Genomic DNA, 18,008 nt, shown 5'->3' on the forward strand with positions numbered 1-18,008 from the left:
GCTCTCCAAGGCAATTCAACTATCCGACCGAGGGATATCATAGCGGCCCTGCACGTCTTGAGGGCGCAGTTTAATGCCATTGTAATGGCCCGTCAGGTGCGGATAGCCGCTGCGATAATCGAGTTGCGCGGCTGTAGCGCCCAGGGCCCGGCCCCACGGCGCGGTCTGGGTGCCGGCGTCTTCGAAGCTGACACGATGGATCGGGCTGCCGGACTTCTTGGTCTTCTCGCTGCCAAATGCCGTAAAGTCGCCATCCGAGGCTTGCACGCCGGCGGTGGCGCCGAGCATGGTTAACGCCAACATCAGCTTCTTGATCGCAGTCATGGTGGTTACCTCATACGCGTTTAGGCTGTGAGATCCAGACTACGCAAGCGCCCCTGAACTCCCCCTGAACAGGCTCTGAACCACAACCGAACCGCTGCCGGACTATCCACTGGCGCGCCAACTCGGCAAAATGCTGCGCATGACGCCCCTACCCGCTTGCTGTACCCCACTCGATGCCCGTTGGCCGCTGCCTGTCCCCTTGCCGGGCACGGTGTTTTTGAGCACGCGATTCGACCCGGCCTTATTGAACCCCCTGGATTTCCAGCGCAGCGCCGTGCCGCCGCCGGCGAGCATCCAGCGCTCGGTGGCCAAGCGGCAAGCGGAGTTTCTCGCCGGCCGCCTGTGCGCCCGCGAAGCGCTGCAACGACTCGATAACCTCAACTGCATCCCGGCGATCGGTGAAGACCGCGCACCGGTCTGGCCTGGGCATATCAGTGGCTCCATCACCCACAGCACCGGGCACGCGGCAGCCATTGTCGGCCACAAGACGCAGTGGCGCGGGCTGGGGATGGACCTGGAAAACCTGCTGGCCCTGGAACGGGCGGAACGCCTGGCCGGGGAGATTCTGACGGCGGATGAGTTGCAGCGCATGGCCGCACTACCGCGGGAGCAGCACGGGCTGCTGGTGACGTTGACGTTTTCGGTCAAGGAGAGTCTGTTCAAGGCGCTCTATCCGATCGTGCAAAAGCGTTTTTACTTTGAACATGCCGAAATATTGGAGTGGTCGCAGGCTGGGCATGTGCGGCTGCGGTTGCTGACGGACCTGTCGAGTGAATGGTGTTGTGGCAAGGAGTTGGAGGGGCAATTTGTGCTGGAGGGGGAACAGTTGTTGAGCCTGGTGGCCGTCGGCGCTTGATAGGACGCTATCGGGGTTTCTCTTGATCCCGGGGCCAACTCAGGCTGAAACATGCCCCGCCCAGGTTGTTACTTTTGCTGATCAACGCCCGCCCGCCGTGCCAATAGATGATCCGCCGCACAATCGACAGGCCCAGGCCGTGGCCGCCAGACGCTCGGGTGCGGCTGTCGTCCAGGCGCAGGAACGGCGTAAAGATCCGCTCCCAGGCACTTTCCGGCACGCCGGGGCCATCGTCTTCCACGTCAATGCGGCAGCGCACCTGGCCTACCTGGTAACTGATCAGCACGTGGCCCTTGGCGTGGCGCATAGCGTTACTCACCAGGTTCTGCAGGGCACGGTGCAGGTAGCGTGGTTCGGCGTCGACCCAGGCGTCATCCCAATGCGTCGATGACAGGCAAATACCGCGGGTAACGGCGACCTGCGGACGCAGTGGCGACAATTCGCCGATCACCTGGTCGAGCAAGGCATCCAGGTCCACCCGCTGGAAATTCAGCTCCGGCGCCCCTTGCTCCAGGCGCGCATAGGTGAGCATCTCGTCCACCAGGCCATCAAGGTCCTGGATATCGCCGTCCATGCCTTCCAGGTATTTGCGCCGAGCCTCGGGGGTGGCGGCATCACCGATCATCTCCAGGCCAAACCGCAGGCGCGCAACCGGTGTGCGTAACTCATGGGACACCGCACGCACCAGCTCGCGCTGAATCGCCAGCAATTGTTGCAGGTGCTCTGCCATGCCATTGAATGCGGCCGCCAGGCGCCCGACCGAATCAGCCCCTCGGGCCGGCACGCGGACCTCCAGGTTGCCCTTGGCTATGCGTGTAGCTGCCGCCTCCAGACCTTTGAGCCGGCGCTCAAGCTGGCGCACCAGCAAATAGACGATCAAGCCGATCAGGGTCAGGCCGATCAAGGTGATCAGAATCAGCCATTGCGCCGGGTAAGGGTTCATTTGATACAGCGGGCCGATCTCCAGCACCCACGGCGTGCCGACCATGCCGGCAAATACGCGGATCGAATCGCCACCCTTGCCCAGGGCCATCACCGTATCGCCTTCCGCTACGCGCCGGCGCTGGTCGTCGTCCATGTCGGCCTGGTCAAGGGCCACCAAGTGCATCTCAAAACCAAAGCCCTTGGCTTCCTTTATATCGGCCAGGCGCTGCGGCTGCTCGGCGACTGGAAAGCGCACCAGTTCGTCAGCCAGCAGGTAGATGGTCGCACGGGCCAATTGCTCGCTGATCTGCTGCACTTCGCCGGTGAGCACCAACTGCTCCTGTTCGCTGACCAGTCGCAGCACTCGCGCCGCATGGGGGCCGGTCTGTTCCACCAGGACCTGGCCACGTTGCAGGCGATTGCGCTGGCCCAGGTCCAGTTGCACCTGGGTGAACGTGCGCAGTTCCAGCGGAATGCCCAGCAAGCGCTCCCACACCGCCAAGGCGCGCAGCCGCTCAATGGCACTCATGGGTTGCAGGTTATCGCCCATCAACGCAAAGGTGCCGTGGGCCAGGCGCTCGCGGTACTGGCCGCTGCGCACATCGTTGAGCAGGTGCAACGCCAGGGCACCGAGCAGCGCCACCAAGATCAGCGCCGCGCACATGCCGCCGTAGATGCGCAGGAAGATCGAATTCACAGCGGCATATCGGCAGCGGCTTCGGGGACGAACAGGTAGCCTTTGCTGCGGATCGTCTTGATCAGGCGCGGGTGAATCGGATCGTCGCCGATCTTCGGCCGAATGCGCGAGATGCGCACATCAATGGAGCGATCCTGGCCGTCGTAGCCGATGCCGCGCAGGGCGATAAAGATTTCCTCGCGGGACAGGATGCGCCCGGCGTTCGCCACCAGCAGCCATAACAGGTCGAACTCGGCGCTGGTCAGTTCGATACCGCCATCGTGCAGCCAGGCCTCGCGCAAGGCGTTGTCCACCACCAAGGGGCCGAATTGCAGGCGGCGCTGGTTTTCCACTACTGCCGGTAACGCCGACTCGCTGCGACGCAGCAACGCCTGGATACGCGCCAGTAACAAACGCGGGCGCACGGGTTTGCACACATAGTCGTCTGCACCCATGTCCAGGCCCAGTACCTGGTCCATATCGTCGGTGCGCGCGGTGAGCATCAGGATTACGCCGTCATAGCGCTCGCGTACCTTGCGGCAGATGCTCAGGCCATCTTCGCCGGGCAGCATCAGGTCGAGGATCACCAGGTCGGGCTGTTCGGCGATGATGCGCGCCGCGGCCTGCGCGCCGTCGCTTTCCACCGACACACACAGGCCGTTGCTTTCCAGGTATTCGCGGGTCAACTCGGCGAGTCGCTCGTCGTCCTCGACGATCAATATCTGCCAGGCTTCTTGCTCCATGCGCTACCTCGGTTCTTTATTGTAGGAGCGAGCTTGCTCGCGAAGAACGCAAGGGCACCGCGCTTATCCAAGTGTGCTGCATTATCGTTGACGATTTTCGCGAGCAAGCTCGCTCCTACAGTTGTCATGTGGAGCAAGCATGCTATCGCCCTGATCAAGGTCGATTGTAGCCATGGCTCGCCCCTTAAAAACAAGCCTGGAAATCCATTCGGAGATCACGTTTGTTTGTGATAGGGTTCGCGCCCTTCGAAAATGGGCAGGCTGGTTCAAGCCCGAAATATTTAATGACAAACGGCGTAATCCAGCAGCAATGCGGCCTACACGCCTATTCGACCTTTCTTACACATTTTACTCACAGCGTTATCCACAGGTTACTCCGTTGCTAACCCCTCGAAAACGCATTATCTTGTACCTCGGCGCTCATGAAGACCCTACATGTAGGGTTTTCGACACCAGCGTCCAACCACACAAGTGGCTCGAAACTCAAGCGTTTTATTGCTAGCGCAGCGTTGAACCAACAGATTTTTCAGTAGACCAAACCGCTCACGCGGATGGCAGCTGTTCTCCATCCCCGACATGGAAAACGGTACGGGTGTTGCAGGAAAAAGCCTGGCACTCGCAATCAAATATAGAACGTGGAGACAACCCCCCATGCAAACCGACACAACTCGCGAGAACCCGCAGGGCTCCGTGCCGCAGGCCGCTGATTCGAACCTGGATCTGTCCGCCACTGCACCTGGCCAACTGCGCGTGATCAAGCGTAACGGCACTGTCGTTCCTTATACCGATGACAAAATCACCGTCGCCATCACCAAAGCGTTTCTTGCAGTTGAAGGCGGCACCGCTGCTGCCTCGTCGCGCATCCACGACACGGTTGCCCGCCTGACCGAACAGGTCACCGCAACCTTCAAGCGTCGCATGCCATCGGGCGGCACTATCCACATCGAAGAAATCCAGGACCAGGTCGAACTGGCCCTGATGCGTGCCGGCGAGCAGAAAGTCGCACGCGACTACGTGATCTACCGTGATTCGCGAGCCAAGGAACGTGCCGTGCGTTCCCCGGCCGAAGAAGCTGCCGTGCAAGCGCACCCGTCGATCCGCATCACCCTGGCCGACGGCAGCTTTGCGCCGCTGGACCTGGGCCGCCTGAGCACCATCATCACCGAAGCCTGCGAAGGCCTGGAAGAAGTCGATGGTGACCTGATCCAGCGCGAAACCCTGAAGAACCTGTACGACGGCGTGGCCCTGACCGACGTCAACACCGCCTTGGTGATGACCGCCCGTACCCTGGTTGAACGCGAGCCGAACTATTCGTTCGTGACCGCGCGCCTGCTGATGGACACCCTGCGTGCCGAAGGCCTGGGCTTCCTGGGCGTGGCCGACAGCGCCACCCACCACGAGATGGCCGACCTGTACGCCAAGGCCCTGCCCGCCTACATCGCCAAGGGTATCGAGTTCGAATTGCTCAACCCGGTGCTGGCCACCTTCGACCTGGAAAAACTCGGCAAGGCCATCAACCACGAACGTGACCAGCAGTTCACCTACCTGGGCCTGCAAACCCTGTACGACCGTTACTTCATCCACAAGGACGGTATCCGCTTCGAACTGCCGCAAGTGTTCTTCATGCGCGTGGCCATGGGCCTGGCAATTGAAGAGAAGCAGAAAGAAGACCGCGCCATCGAGTTCTACAACCTGCTGTCGTCCTTCGACTACATGTCGTCGACCCCGACCCTGTTCAACGCTGGCACCCTGCGTCCACAGCTGTCGAGCTGCTACCTGACCACCGTGCCGGATGACCTGTCGGGCATCTACCACGCGATCCACGACAACGCCATGCTGTCCAAATTCGCTGGCGGCCTGGGTAACGACTGGACGCCGGTGCGTGCCTTGGGTTCGTACATCAAGGGCACCAACGGCAAGTCCCAGGGTGTTGTACCGTTCCTCAAGGTAGTGAACGATACCGCCGTCGCCGTGAACCAGGGTGGCAAGCGCAAAGGCGCTGTGTGTGCCTACCTGGAAACCTGGCACATGGACATTGAAGAGTTCATCGAGCTGCGCAAGAACACCGGTGATGACCGTCGTCGTACCCACGACATGAACACCGCCAACTGGATCCCTGACCTGTTCATGAAGCGTGTCTTCGATGACGGCAAGTGGACCCTGTTCTCGCCATCCGAAGTACCGGACCTGCACGACCTGACCGGCAAGGCCTTCGAGGAGCGCTACGAGTACTACGAAGCCCTCACCGAGTACCCAGGCAAGGTCAAGCTGTTCAAGACCATCCAGGCCAAAGACCTGTGGCGCAAAATGCTGTCCATGCTGTTTGAAACCGGCCACCCATGGCTGACCTTCAAGGACCCATGCAACCTGCGCAGCCCGCAGCAGCACGTGGGCGTGGTCCACAGTTCGAACCTGTGCACCGAGATCACCTTGAACACCAACAAGGACGAGATCGCCGTTTGCAACCTGGGCTCGATCAACCTGCCGAACCACATCGTCAACGGCCAGTTGGACACTGCCAAGCTGCAACGCACCGTCAACACCGCAGTACGCATGCTCGATAACGTCATCGACATCAACTACTACTCGGTGCCACAGGCGCAGAACTCCAACTTCAAGCATCGTCCAGTGGGCCTGGGCATCATGGGCTTCCAGGACGCGCTGTACCTGCAGCACATTCCTTACGGTTCGGATGCTGCGGTCGAGTTCGCCGACAAGTCCATGGAGGCGGTCAGCTACTACGCGATCCAGGCTTCCTGCGACCTGGCCGACGAACGCGGCGCCTACGAGACGTTCCAGGGTTCGCTGTGGTCCAAGGGCATCCTGCCGCTGGATTCGCAACAGATCCTGATCGAACAGCGTGGCCAGAAGTACATCGATGTCGATCTGAACGAAACCCTGGACTGGGCACCGGTACGTGCCCGAGTACAGAAAGGTATTCGTAACTCCAACATCATGGCCATCGCACCGACCGCTACCATCGCCAACATCACTGGCGTTTCGCAGTCGATCGAACCGACCTACCAGAACCTGTATGTGAAATCGAACCTGTCGGGCGAATTCACCGTGATCAACCCGTACCTGGTCCGCGACCTGAAAGCCCGCGGCCTGTGGGACTCGGTCATGATCAACGATCTGAAGTACTACGACGGTTCGGTGCAGCAGATCGAGCGCATCCCGCAAGAACTCAAAGAGCTCTACGCGACCGCGTTCGAAGTGGACACCAAGTGGATCGTTGACGCCGCCAGCCGTCGCCAGAAGTGGATCGACCAGGCCCAGTCCCTGAACCTCTACATCGCCGGCGCTTCGGGCAAGAAGCTGGACGTGACCTACCGCATGGCTTGGTACCGTGGCCTGAAAACCACTTACTACCTCCGTGCCCTGGCCGCGACCAGCACCGAGAAGTCGACCATCAACACCGGTAAGCTCAATGCTGTTTCCAGCGGCAACCACGGTGATGATTCGGTACTCGCAGCCCCCGCCGGCCCGGCACCAGTGCCAAAGGCCTGCGCGATTGACGAGCCGGATTGCGAAGCTTGCCAATAAGCTGAACCGATCCAGGGCTTGAACGCCCTGGATTTAAAAAGCCCGATGGACCCCGACTGCACAGGGTTTATCGGGCTTTTTCGTTTATCACGCTTAGAGGAACGCGTACGCAATACCCTGCTTCGGCGCGCCACCTCGCCGCCCCCATAGCTCAACTTTACCGTCGATGACCGCCATTGAATGGCGATCATAGGCCACGACGCCCAGCTTGCCGCTCGCCAGTTCGCTGCTCGAGGACTTCCTGTAGAGCCCTTTCAAACCAAGGCGATCCAACGCTTCGTGGGGCATTTCGCCGTTGTTCAGGCTTTGCATCGCGTGGGCAAAGCTCTTTTTCGATGCGTTCGGGTTGTCGTCCAGGCCATTGCCCTCTATCTGCGCGCGCTTGGCGCTCGCCGCAAACATGAAGTTGGCATCAGTCAACATCTGCGGGTTATCGCCCTTGAACTGTGCATACCTGGCTGCCTGCTTCAACTCATCCTTGGACAAATCAAGTTTGAACCCATCGCGCATGGTCACCTGATAGCCATTCGCCGTTTCTTTAACCTCTTTGAAAACATCAGTGGGCTTCTGACCAAACTTCATCATTGCCCCCTTAATCGCTGAAACGGTGACGCAATTGCCGTCCGGCCCCTGGCTGAATCCACTCCAGATATTGTCTGGTTTTTTACCTGGGTTACTGTCATCGGGCTTGTAGTTGAAGTGCTTGGAGCCTTCGGTAATCGGCAGATTACTCATGGGCTCGCTGGGGCCGAAGTTGTTGGGGCTTGGTCTACCGCCACCACCTCCGCCTCCACCTCCACCTGGCGATGGGCCAGGGGAAGGCGGTGAGGGCGTTGGCGATGCATCGTCCAGTTCTGGGAACCACAACCTCATCATGCGCCGCAGAAAATCCAGCCAGGAGACGTCAGCGTTCTCCATCAGCTCCTTCATGATTTCTTTGAATTTTTCGTCACCGAGCTCTTCGCGCTTATCGTTCAGCTTGTCGCGAAGGTCTTGAGCGGTCTGGCTCTTGGAGGTTTTTTCGGCATCCATCAGTTGGCTGAGCAGTTGCCTGACCGACTCAGTGTTGGCGGCCTTGTCGTCATTGGCCCCGTACACCGGACTTTGCCGCCCATATACACCGCCATACATACCCGCGTCGAAACCGCGCGCCCCCCGCGCGCCGCTCTCCCACAATGCATAACCCGCCATTTACTTCCCCTATAGTCGCCGGACGACAACCGTCCGCTGGCTGATCCGTGGCCAAATCGGCGTTATGCGTTCCCGCATTGGGGCGTGGTGAAACGAGCAGTAAATAACTATGTAGCGCACACAAAAAAAGGCCCCTCGATCGAGGGGCCTTTGATTGAACGCTGGTACTTGAGCGACGGTATCAGGTCATCTGAATGATGGTCTGCATGATGGTGCTCTGGGTGGAGATGGTCTTGGCGTTCGCCTGGTAGTTGCTCTGGGCCTTGATCAGGTCCACCAGCTCGCTGGTCAGGTTGACGTTGGAGGCTTCCAGAGAGGAGCCCTTGATCGAACCCAGAGTGCCAGATTCCGGTGCGTCGTAACCCGGCTGGCCCGATGCGAAGGTCTCTTTCCAAGCCGTACCGCCAGCCGGCTGCAAGCCTTGCTCGTTGTTGAAGCTGGCCAGGGAAATCTGGCCGATGGCCTTGCTCTGCTGGTTGCTGAAGGTCGCGAACAATACACCGCTGCCGTCGATTTTCAGGCCGGTGATCTGGCCAGTGGCATAACCGTCAGTGACCGGCGGGTTGCGGTAGCTGGCGGAGTTGTACTGAGTGACGTTGCCCATGTTGATAGCGATGCCATCCTTGTTCGCTGTCGCATCGTTGGGCTTCCAGACCCCATCGGTGACTGTACCAGGTACCCAATCCTTGATGGTCAAGGTGTTGCCGGCGACACCACCGGTCACGATGCTCTTGAGATTACCGGCACCATCGAAACTCAAAGTCGAGGGCACAGGCGCCTTCACGTCAGCACCAGTACCGGTAGGCGCCGAACCATCAGGGTTGCGGCCATCGATCAAGGTGTAGGACTGCCACTGGTTGGCATCGGTTTTCACCAGGTACTGCACCATAGGATGGGCGTTACCCTGAGCGTCGTACAACGTAGTGCCGTATTGCGTGGTGAATGTTTCGGACTTGCTCGGATCAAACGGGTTCTTGGTCTGGTCGATCACCGGCGACGAGGAGTTGAGGTTGCTGGCAGAGTCCACCTTGGTGGACGCCTTCGGTGGCAGGTTCGCCAGGTTCAGTTGCAGGTCGACCAGCCCCCCCTTGGTGATCTTGCCATTCTCGTCCGCTGCGTAACCCTGCAGACGCGAAGTGCCGGTGTTGTTGGTGATGTAGCCGTCCTTGTCCGCACGGAAAGCACCGCTACGGGTGTATTCCAGCGAGCCGTCGCTACCCTTCTGCACGAAGAAACCACCACCCTGGATCGCCATGTCGAGGATGCCGCCACCGCCGTTGACGTCGCCCTGGGTGAACTGCTGGGACACCGCCGCCAGGTTCACACCGTTGCCGATGGTGTTCTGGCCGGTACCCAGCTTGGAGGCCGCGTAGATATCAGCGAATTCCGCACGAGATGACTTGAAGCCAGTGGTCGCGACGTTGGCGATGTTGTTGCCGGTCACATCCAGTTGTTTGTTGGCCGCATAGAGGCCGCTAAGGCCGATATTAAAAGACATGTTCTCTCCCTCTGCCGTATCTAGCCGGCTCTATGTACCGATAGTCTGAATTTGCGACAGCTTGACGCTGCCCATGCCGCCAGCAAGGTTGAGCAGCATTTCGCCGCCGGTCTTGCTCAGGGTCACGCTGGTTACCGTGGCCGGCAGCGAGGTGGCCAGGGCCACCGCGTCACCCTTGTCGTTCTTGGTAGTGGCATTGAAGGTGTAGGTGCCGGCTGGGGCGATTTCACCCTTCTCGTTCTTGCCATCCCAGATAAAGCTCTGGCTGCCGGCACTCTGCGCGTCCATATCCAAGGTGCGCACGACGTTGCCGTCCTTGTCGGTGATCTTGACGGAAACGTTGCCCACCGCCGATGGCACTTGCACCGAGCCGTTCATGCTCTTGCTGGTATCAACCATGGCTTTGTCGGTCTGGATAATGATCGACCGCCCCACCAGCGACGAAGCCTGCAGCGCTTGCGAGGAGCTGAAGTTGCTGGAAATGTTATTCACCGAGTCGTTCAGGGTGTTGATGCCTTCAAGGCTGCTGAACTGCGCAAGCTGGGCCACGAACGCGCCATTGTCCTGGGGCGACAGCGGGTTCTGGTTTTTCAACTGGGTGACCAGCAATTGCAGGAATGCATCCTTGCCCAGCGACTGGTTGCCGGTCGCGGCTTTGGAAACATTCGCTACATTGTTCGAAGCATCCTTGACCTTGGAATTGAACAGGTCCTGGACTGCCGTGTTGTTAGACGTATCAACGATGGCCATTATTTGGCGCCCCTTATCACTGACCCAGGGTCAAGACCTTCTGCATCATGGCTTTGGCGGTGTTCATCATTTCCGCGTTGGTCTGGAACGAGCGGCTTGCGGAAATCATGTCGGCCATCTCCTCGACCACGTTGACGTTGGGGTAGTAGACGTAACCCTTTTCGTTCGCGGCGGGATGGTTCGGCTCGTAACGGGCCTCAAGGTTGCTCTGGTCTTCGACTACACCCAGCACCTGCACACCGGAGCCGGCTGCGTCCTGGTCCTGGAACAACGAATCACTGCCGCCGCTCTGACCAGCCTGGAACATGGTGGCAAACACCGGGTGACGGGCGCGGTAAGTCTGGTCAATGCTCGAAGACACGGTCTCGGCGTTGGCGATGTTACTGGCGACGGTGTTCAAGCGCGTGGTTTGCGCGCTCATGCCACTGCCGGCAATATTGAAAACACTGGACAGGGACATGGCTTACTCTCCACGCAGGGCTGACATCAGCCCTTTGAATTTACTGTTGAGCAGGGTGAAGCTGGCCTGGAAGTTCACCGAGTTCTCGGCGTAATTCGATTGCTCCAGTTGGGCGTCGACAGTGTTCTGGTCGATCGACGGCTGCATCGGCGTGCGATACAGCAGCGACTCGTCAGCATTGCCCAGGCCCTGCGCTTCGATATGACGGTTGTTGGTCATGTTCAAGGCGAAGGTGCCGTTCTTGGTCTTGTCCTGCTGGGCGGCGAGCACGGCGGAGAAGTCCAGGTCCCGAGCCTTGTAGTTCGGGGTATCGGCGTTGGCAATGTTGTTGGCCAGGACTTCGGCACGCTGGGCGCGGAAGCCCAGGGCTTGTTCGTGGATACCGAGCGCTTTATCGAAGCTGATGCTCATGGCGGAGACCTTTAGGCTGACCTTCTGTTCGTTAGCAAGGTTATAGCAAGGTGCATGCCAATCTTGTGAAGCCCCGTATATAAGGGGTTTGCAGGGAGATTGCCGGCGGCAATGCCAGAAAAGCGGCAAGTGATTTCCGCGTGGCGCCAGTAAAGCGGCAATGGGCATTGCCACTTTTATTTATCTTGCCGCAAAACAAATGTGGGAGGGGGCTTGCTCCCGATAGCGGTGATTCAGTTGATAAATCTATCACTGACACACCGCTATCGGGAGCAAGCCCCCTCCCACACTTTCACATTGACTTACTTGGCCTGGTAGATGATGCCCGGGCTGCACTGCACCATCTGGTAGTGATCCGGCAGGCCGTTCAAGGCTTCGGAAGCACCGAGGAACAGATACCCGCCGCGCTTGAGCGTGCCGTGGATGCGCAAGAGGATGTCTTTCTTTACTTCGGCCGAGAAATAGATCAGCACGTTACGACAGAACACCATGTCGAACTTGCCCAGGCTGGCATAACTGTCGAGCAGGTTGAACGAGCGGAATTCCACGCGATTCTTGATCGGTGCCTTGATCGCCCAGCGCCCCGCCCCTTTCGGATCGAAGTAACGCTGCAGGCGCTCCTGGGACAGGCCGCGGCCCAGCGCCAGGCTGTCGTACTCACCGGTCTTGCAGTTGGTGAGCATGGTGCCGGACAGGTCCGTGGCGACAATTTGCGCGCCGGCTTTCAACTGGCCCATATTGGTCCGTTCGAACTCGTCGATGGACATCGAGATCGAGTACGGTTCCTGCCCCGAAGAGCACGCCGCCGACCAGATACGCAAGCGCTGGCCCGGGCTGGCCTTGATCGCCTCCGGCAGCACTTTATTCTTGAGCACTTCAAAGGGGTAAGTATCGCGAAACCATAAGGTTTCGTTGGTGGTCATGGCATCGACCACCATTTCCTTGAGCCCGCTGCGCGGCTGCGTCTGGATCCGCTGGACCAACTCACCCAGGGACTTGATGCCCTGCTGTTCCATCAGCTTGTTGAGACGGCTGGATACCAGATATTGCTTGTTTTCACCGAGCAATATGCCACAGGCTTTTTCCAGGAAGACCCGGAACTGTTCGAAATCCAAATTACCCGTAGACAATGGTACCGCCTCTTAAATCGTGTGACCGCCAGGGGAGAATCCCTTAGCTGTGATCTGCTGCCTTGATCCGGTCGACTACCCGGGATGCGAGGTCATCAGGACGGAATTTGGCCAGGAAGTCATCAGCACCGACCTTCTTGACCATTGCCTGATTGAATACCCCCGACAACGAAGTATGCAGGATGATATGCAGTTTTTGCATGCGTGGATCGTTGCGTATCTCGGCAGTAAGGGTGTAGCCGTCCATTTCCGGCATCTCGATGTCGGAAATCATCATCAAGAATTCTTCTTCTGGCTTCTTGCCTTCGTCCACCAGCTTGCGCAGGTAGTCCAGGGCCTGGCGACCATCATTGAGCGCCACTACATCCACACCAACGGTTTGCAGGCAACGCGTGACCTGCTTGCGCGCCACTGAAGAGTCGTCCACGGTCAGTACGCGCAAAGACACGGCCTTGTGCGCGGTCTCGGCATCCACCACACCGACGGAGATGGTTTCCGAGGTCGGCGCTACTTCGGCGAGGATTTTCTCCACATCGATGATTTCCACCAACTGGTTATCGACCCGCGTCACCGCCGTCAGGTAGTGGTCGCGCCCGGTGCCCTTGGGCGGCGGGTGGATCTCTTCCCAGTTCATATTGACGATACGTTCCACCGAGCGCACCAGGAAACCCTGGGTCTTGGTGTTGTACTCGGTAATGATCACGAAGGGACTCTGGCGATCTTGCAAACCTGAGGACCCCGTGGCCAATGCCAGGTCGAGAATCGGAATAGTCGCGCCACGGATGTTGGCCACGCCACACACGACCGGATTGGACTTGGGCATGATCGTCAACTTGGGGCATTGCAGCACTTCACGCACTTTGAACACGTTGATGCCATACAACTGCTTGCCGTCCAGGCGGAAAAGCAACAACTCCAGGCGATTCTGCCCTACCAGCTGTGTGCGCTGGTTTACTGAATCCATTACACCTGCCATGCCCAGACTCCTAAAACTAGGGGTACGAAGCGTACCCAACACTAAACGGCACGAGCTTTGCTATTTGTTGATCATGGATATCAAAACGACAGTTTCCCGACACTTTGGCTGCCAACGCTATCGCAGATTGCTCTGCGCCTCGATGGCGTTGCTTGCCTTGGGGCTCAGTGCTACGACCCGTGCCGACAACGTTACCCTGCCTGATGTACTTATCGGCGTCACCCAAGGGTTTCTTGAGTTCACTGTAGAAGATTATCTGGCAACCACACAGACGCCGGGGCGTTATGAAATCCAGGTCAATCAGTTGGACCCGCGTTTGCGCATGCCCATGTGCGACAGGGAATTGACAGCCACCCTGGAAAGCCCCGCCCAACCCATTGGCCGGGTCACGGTGAAAGTACGCTGTGAAGGCGCCTCGCCCTGGACGGTATTCGTGCCTGCCCAGGTCAAGCTGTTCCGTGATGTGGTTGTCGTTGCGCGGCCGTTGAAACGCACCGGTATTATCAGCTTTGAGGATGTGGCCTTGCGGGAGCGAGACATCAGCCAGATCAACCAGGGTTACCTGACCTCACTGGACCAGGCTATCGGGCAGAGACTTACCCGACCAATGGTCACCGATCAAGTCATCACTTTGGTTCACCTGGAACAAGCCGAGGTGATTCGCAAGGGTGACCAGGTGGTCATTTCCGCCAGCAGCGGCGGGTTGAACGTCAGGATGCCAGGCGAAGCGTTGTCCAACGGCGGCATGAGCGAACAGATCCGCGTCAAGAACCTCAACTCCAACCGCGTCATCAAGGCGCGCGTGACCGCCCCCGGGCAAGTCGAGGTCGCTTTATAGAACACTGGTAGAGGACGCTGGGTTTTCCTACACTGTGCACGAGAAGTTCCGTGTGGAGATTTATTGTCATTCGCGCCTAAAGTTTGTTTGGGTATGGCCGAAAACATGGCAAGCGTCCAAATACCCAGAGGTTTTTTCAACATGGTCATTGATTTCAGTCGTTTGAATAACGCCCCGGCTGTGCCAGGCAATACGCGTACCGGCGCTGCCAAGGATAGCGTAGAAGCCAAGCCTCAGGCCCTGCCCGCGAAGGCAGAACAGGCCAGCGTCAGCCAGAGTGGGGAATCGGTTCACCTGAGCAATGAGGCTCAACAGTTGCAGAAGGTCACTGACTCGCTGCGCGACCAGCCGGTTGTCAACAAAGCCCGCGTGGCCGAGTTGAAACAGGCCATCGCCGATGGCAGCTATAAAGTCGACAGCAACCGTGTCGCCAGCAAGCTGCTCAACTTCGAAGCCGAGCGCTAGGCAAAGGCCTGCGCAGGGCTTTTGGACGCTTAAAACCCAAGGCCAGCCATGCACCACGACGAACATTTGCTTCAACTGATCATTGATGATCTGGCGCCGACGCAGCAATTGCTCGAGCTGCTCAAAGAAGAGTCCCTGGCCTTGTACGGCCGGGATATGCGCTTGCTGGAAGAAATCCTGGCGCGCAAACAGTCACTGATCGTGCTGCTCGAACAGCACGGCAAGAAGCGCAGCGAGATTCTGATCAGCCTGGGCCTGCCTGCCGATCATGATGGCCTCGCGCAACTGGCCAGTCACTCCTCGGTAGGTGACCAGTTGCTGTCGCAAAGCAAGGAACTCAACCAATTGCTCGCCCAGTGCCAGGAAGCCAACCTGCTCAACGGCCAGTCGATCCAGCTTCAGCAAGCCACGACCGCCAATCAGTTACGCATACTTCATGGCGGCGAACCTCCGGCCCTGTACAACGCACAAGGCTCCACCTCGCGCCTGGTCAAGCCAAGCACCCGCAGCCAAGCCTGACGCCGGTTTACAGCGCGGCCTATCCAAGGTGCGCTACATACTGGCAAAATGCCGGTTCTTGCGTGTAGTCGTATTTTGCCTGGAGATGGAAGAACCGTGTTCAACGCCCTTAATGCGGAAGATGCCCCGCAGCCACCGAAGGTCCTCACCACGCCTCTGGAAATCGCCAGCACTTTGCGGATGCTCCAAGACAGCCATGATCCTTTGATCATCACCTTCCACGAGCGCAGCCAACGCTTTCAAAGCTATCTGGTAGACGTTTCCCGCGACAGCACCACGCTGGTACTGGATGAAATGATTCCCCGTGACGGCGAACGCTACCTGGAGAATGGCGAGTCCTTTCGTATCGAAGGTTTTCACGATGGTGTGCGGATTGCCTGGGAAAGCAACGGCACACTGAGCCTCAGCGAAAAGGACGGCCACCGCATCTACAGCGGCAACATGCCCGAAGAGGTGGTGTACCATCAGCGCCGCAATGCTTTTCGCGCCGCATTGAAACTGGCGCAGCTGGTGAATATCGAGTTGGGTGGCGAGAAACTCAAGGCGCCGATCAACGGTAAGTTGCTGGATATCTCCGCCACCGGCTGCAAGCTTCGCTTCGAAGGCGACATCTCCGAGCGCCTGCAACTTGGCCAGGTCTACGACCGCTTTGTCGCTGCCCTGCCCTTTGGCAGCATGACCACCGCCGTAGAACTGCGCTACCTGCACTTCGAAGACAAGCTCAACATCACGTTCGCCGGCGTGCGCTTCCACAACATGAGTGGCTTGGTGCAACGCCAAGTGGAGCGCTTCGTGTATCAGTTGCAGCGTGAAGCTCGGCGCTTCGACAAAGACGACGATTTTTAAGCTCTAAACGCTGAAGCAAAAAAACGGGCAGATCCTGGTGGGATCTGCCCGTTTTTCGTTCAGGGTCGCGCCCTGCTCAAATCATGAGGATGTTCGTCCGGGTCTGGGTGCTCTTGCGGCTCTTCGTTAGCCGGCTCATCCGTTGCGGGTTCAGGCTCTGAATCAGGAACGCTGACTTGCATCTGCTCCTGCACCACCTGCTCATCCACCCGCGGGTCCAGCGCAGCGACCAATGGCGAACTGGACATGCTGTCGGGCATCGCCACGTGATGCAGCGGCGCGTCGTCGACCTGATGCAGATTGGTTACCGCTTTCGGTCGAATTCGCCACACCAGGATCAACGCACAGAGGCTGAAAAATGCGTAGAGCATCTGGCTGCCGAATAGCTTCATGACGACACCTGCCAACAGCGGGCCGACGCTCGCACCTATGCCATAGGTCACCAGCAGCATGGCCGTCAACGAAACCCTACGGTCACCTTCGACGTGGTCGTTGGAAAAGGCCACAGCCAACGGGTACAGGCAGAACTGCACCAGCGAACAAAAGAAGCCCGTCACGAACAGCACTTCCAAGGGCACCTGAGTCATGATCGCCAGCGGCAACGCCGTTATCGCCAGGCACAAGGCAAAGCAGCGAATCAGCAGTGCTCGGTCATAGCGGTCCGACAACCAGCCCAGAGGCCACTGCACGAGCAAACCGGCGAAAATACAACTACCCATGAACAAGCCAACCTGTTCAGTCGTCAGCCCCTGCTGGGACGCATAGAGCGGCGCCAAACCGTAGAACGAGCCCACGATCAGTCCAGCGCCCAGCACCGTACTGAGCGACTGCGGCACACGCTTGATAAAGAAGCGAGGCTCCATCGGCGCCGGGTGCAATGGTGCCGGGTGAATACGTCGGGTCATGGCGACCGGCACCAGGCACAGGGCAAAGCACAACGCGACCAGCATCAACAGCTCGAGCCCAAGATGAGGGTGCATGACCAGGATCAACTGGCCCAGCACCAGCCCGAGATAAGACGCGATCATGTAGCCACTGAACACTACGCCGCGCTGCTTGGCATCTGCCTGCTCGTTGAGCCAACTTTCAATGACCATGTACTGGCACATCATGCCCAGGCCCACGATCATCCGCAGCACGATCCAGGCCGGCAGCCAATCGATCAAACCGTGGCCCAGCACCGCAGCTCCGACGATTCCAGCGCAGGTGGCGTAGGCGCGAATATGCCCGACCCGGGCAATCAGGCGGTGGCCGATCTTGCCACCCAGGACCAAGCCAAAATAGTTGGCGGCCATCAACGCACCAACCCACAGGCTGTCGACATTGTCTGCCGCAAGGCGCAAGGCCAGATAAGTACTGAGCAGGCCGGAGCCAATCAGCATCATCAAGGAAGCGAAATAAAGGGCTCGAAAAGATTTCCAGATCTGGCGCATCGGCGTTCCGAGCGGCTCCTTGCAGTGAGAGACGGGGCTATCGGCATGATAGTCCGGGGTGGTCGGGTCCGGACAGGCAGTATTGTCTGTTTCCGGGGATTATTTTGCATAAGAGCTCAGACGCTGCACCGGTGTTTGCAGGTACACCATAGAGATAAATACATGACGCACCTGCTGTGAACCCCGAACCGCTGCAAGGTTCGACTGAACTTGGGCAGCCTTGCAAAAAGCCTCAATAGTGCAGCGCAGAGGAGAGGAGAACCAATAAGGGATATGGAACAAGCAGCGGGCGGCATTTCCGAGCGCCCAAAACAAAACCCCAACTGCTTTCGCAATTGGGGTTTCGGAATTTAATCTTGACGATGACCTACTCTCACATGGGGAAACCCCACACTACCATCGGCGATGCATCGTTTCACTAC

17 protein-coding genes are annotated in these 18,008 nt (G+C 58.6%); 6 read left to right on the top strand and 11 right to left on the bottom strand.

Annotated features, from left to right (window positions below; all coding sequences use genetic code 11):
* Positions 1–15 precede the first annotated feature (15 nt).
* Positions 16–324 carry a hypothetical protein gene (locus TU73_RS26755; RefSeq protein WP_057014676.1) on the bottom strand — a complete coding sequence of 103 codons (309 nt, stop codon included), beginning with the start codon at positions 322–324 and terminating at the stop codon, positions 16–18.
* Positions 325–463: 139 nt separating this feature from the next.
* On the opposite strand from TU73_RS26755, the gene TU73_RS26760 reads away from it, so the two are divergent.
* Positions 464–1,180 (top strand): 4'-phosphopantetheinyl transferase family protein, encoded by a 717-nt coding sequence (locus tag TU73_RS26760; RefSeq protein WP_057014686.1) that lies wholly within the window; start codon positions 464–466, stop codon positions 1,178–1,180.
* A 7-nt stretch (positions 1,181–1,187) separates the two neighbouring features.
* Here the strand turns inward: TU73_RS26760 and TU73_RS26765 are convergent, their stop codons facing one another.
* On the bottom strand, positions 1,188–2,801 hold the full coding sequence (locus tag TU73_RS26765) for an ATP-binding protein (protein WP_057014677.1): 1,614 nt from the start codon (positions 2,799–2,801) through the stop codon (positions 1,188–1,190).
* Complete coding sequence (locus tag TU73_RS26770; protein ID WP_057014678.1) at positions 2,798–3,523, bottom strand: response regulator; 726 nt, start codon at positions 3,521–3,523, stop codon at positions 2,798–2,800. The genes TU73_RS26765 and TU73_RS26770 overlap by 4 nt, the downstream gene beginning before the upstream one ends.
* Positions 3,524–4,174: 651 nt before the next feature.
* On the opposite strand from TU73_RS26770, the gene TU73_RS26775 reads away from it, so the two are divergent.
* Positions 4,175–7,069 carry a ribonucleoside-diphosphate reductase subunit alpha gene (locus TU73_RS26775; protein ID WP_057014679.1) on the top strand — a complete coding sequence of 965 codons (2,895 nt, stop codon included), beginning with the start codon at positions 4,175–4,177 and terminating at the stop codon, positions 7,067–7,069.
* A gap of 93 nt (positions 7,070–7,162) precedes the next feature.
* Here TU73_RS26775 and TU73_RS26780 read toward each other — a convergent pair whose 3' ends face one another.
* From TU73_RS26780 to TU73_RS26810, 7 genes are all read right to left on the bottom strand, one after another.
* Positions 7,163–8,260, bottom strand: a complete 1,098-nt coding sequence (locus tag TU73_RS26780) for a hypothetical protein (protein WP_414860409.1) — start codon at positions 8,258–8,260, stop codon at positions 7,163–7,165.
* A gap of 181 nt (positions 8,261–8,441) precedes the next feature.
* Positions 8,442–9,758 carry a flagellar hook protein FlgE gene (gene flgE, locus TU73_RS26785; RefSeq protein ID WP_057014680.1) on the bottom strand — a complete coding sequence of 439 codons (1,317 nt, stop codon included), beginning with the start codon at positions 9,756–9,758 and terminating at the stop codon, positions 8,442–8,444.
* Positions 9,759–9,788: 30 nt separating this feature from the next.
* Positions 9,789–10,508: a flagellar hook assembly protein FlgD gene (gene flgD / locus TU73_RS26790; protein WP_057014681.1), complete on the bottom strand. Its 720-nt coding sequence runs from the start codon at positions 10,506–10,508 to the stop codon at positions 9,789–9,791.
* 16 nt (positions 10,509–10,524) lie between these two features.
* Entirely contained in the window at positions 10,525–10,968 is a 444-nt protein-coding gene (gene flgC / locus TU73_RS26795; protein WP_043050111.1) for a flagellar basal body rod protein FlgC, read from the bottom strand.
* A gap of 3 nt (positions 10,969–10,971) precedes the next feature.
* A complete protein-coding gene (gene flgB, locus TU73_RS26800) occupies positions 10,972–11,379 on the bottom strand; it encodes a flagellar basal body rod protein FlgB (protein WP_046069172.1) in 408 nt (135 codons plus the stop codon).
* Positions 11,380–11,681: 302 nt separating this feature from the next.
* Positions 11,682–12,509 (bottom strand): protein-glutamate O-methyltransferase CheR, encoded by an 828-nt coding sequence (gene cheR / locus TU73_RS26805; protein ID WP_057014682.1) that lies wholly within the window; start codon positions 12,507–12,509, stop codon positions 11,682–11,684.
* A gap of 43 nt (positions 12,510–12,552) precedes the next feature.
* On the bottom strand, positions 12,553–13,485 hold the full coding sequence (locus TU73_RS26810) for a chemotaxis protein CheV (RefSeq protein ID WP_046069174.1): 933 nt from the start codon (positions 13,483–13,485) through the stop codon (positions 12,553–12,555).
* A 73-nt stretch (positions 13,486–13,558) separates the two neighbouring features.
* Here TU73_RS26810 and flgA point away from each other — a divergent pair, with 73 nt between their 5' ends.
* The 4 genes from flgA (at position 13,559) to TU73_RS26830 (ending at position 16,153) form a co-directional block, all read left to right on the top strand.
* Positions 13,559–14,323 carry a flagellar basal body P-ring formation chaperone FlgA gene (flgA, locus tag TU73_RS26815; RefSeq protein ID WP_057014688.1) on the top strand — a complete coding sequence of 255 codons (765 nt, stop codon included), beginning with the start codon at positions 13,559–13,561 and terminating at the stop codon, positions 14,321–14,323.
* Between the two features lie 141 nt (positions 14,324–14,464).
* Positions 14,465–14,788 carry a flagellar biosynthesis anti-sigma factor FlgM gene (gene flgM / locus TU73_RS26820; RefSeq protein ID WP_057014689.1) on the top strand — a complete coding sequence of 108 codons (324 nt, stop codon included), beginning with the start codon at positions 14,465–14,467 and terminating at the stop codon, positions 14,786–14,788.
* Between the two features lie 48 nt (positions 14,789–14,836).
* Positions 14,837–15,307: a flagella synthesis protein FlgN gene (locus tag TU73_RS26825; RefSeq protein WP_057014683.1), complete on the top strand. Its 471-nt coding sequence runs from the start codon at positions 14,837–14,839 to the stop codon at positions 15,305–15,307.
* A gap of 96 nt (positions 15,308–15,403) precedes the next feature.
* A complete protein-coding gene (locus tag TU73_RS26830; RefSeq protein ID WP_057014684.1) occupies positions 15,404–16,153 on the top strand; it encodes a flagellar brake protein in 750 nt (249 codons plus the stop codon).
* A gap of 59 nt (positions 16,154–16,212) precedes the next feature.
* Here TU73_RS26830 and TU73_RS26835 read toward each other — a convergent pair whose 3' ends face one another.
* Positions 16,213–17,586 carry an MFS transporter gene (locus TU73_RS26835; protein ID WP_057014685.1) on the bottom strand — a complete coding sequence of 458 codons (1,374 nt, stop codon included), beginning with the start codon at positions 17,584–17,586 and terminating at the stop codon, positions 16,213–16,215.
* Between the last annotated feature and the right edge of the window lie 422 nt (positions 17,587–18,008).

This window comes from Pseudomonas libanensis, assembly GCF_001439685.1.
Lineage (GTDB): Bacteria > Pseudomonadota > Gammaproteobacteria > Pseudomonadales > Pseudomonadaceae > Aquipseudomonas > Aquipseudomonas libanensis.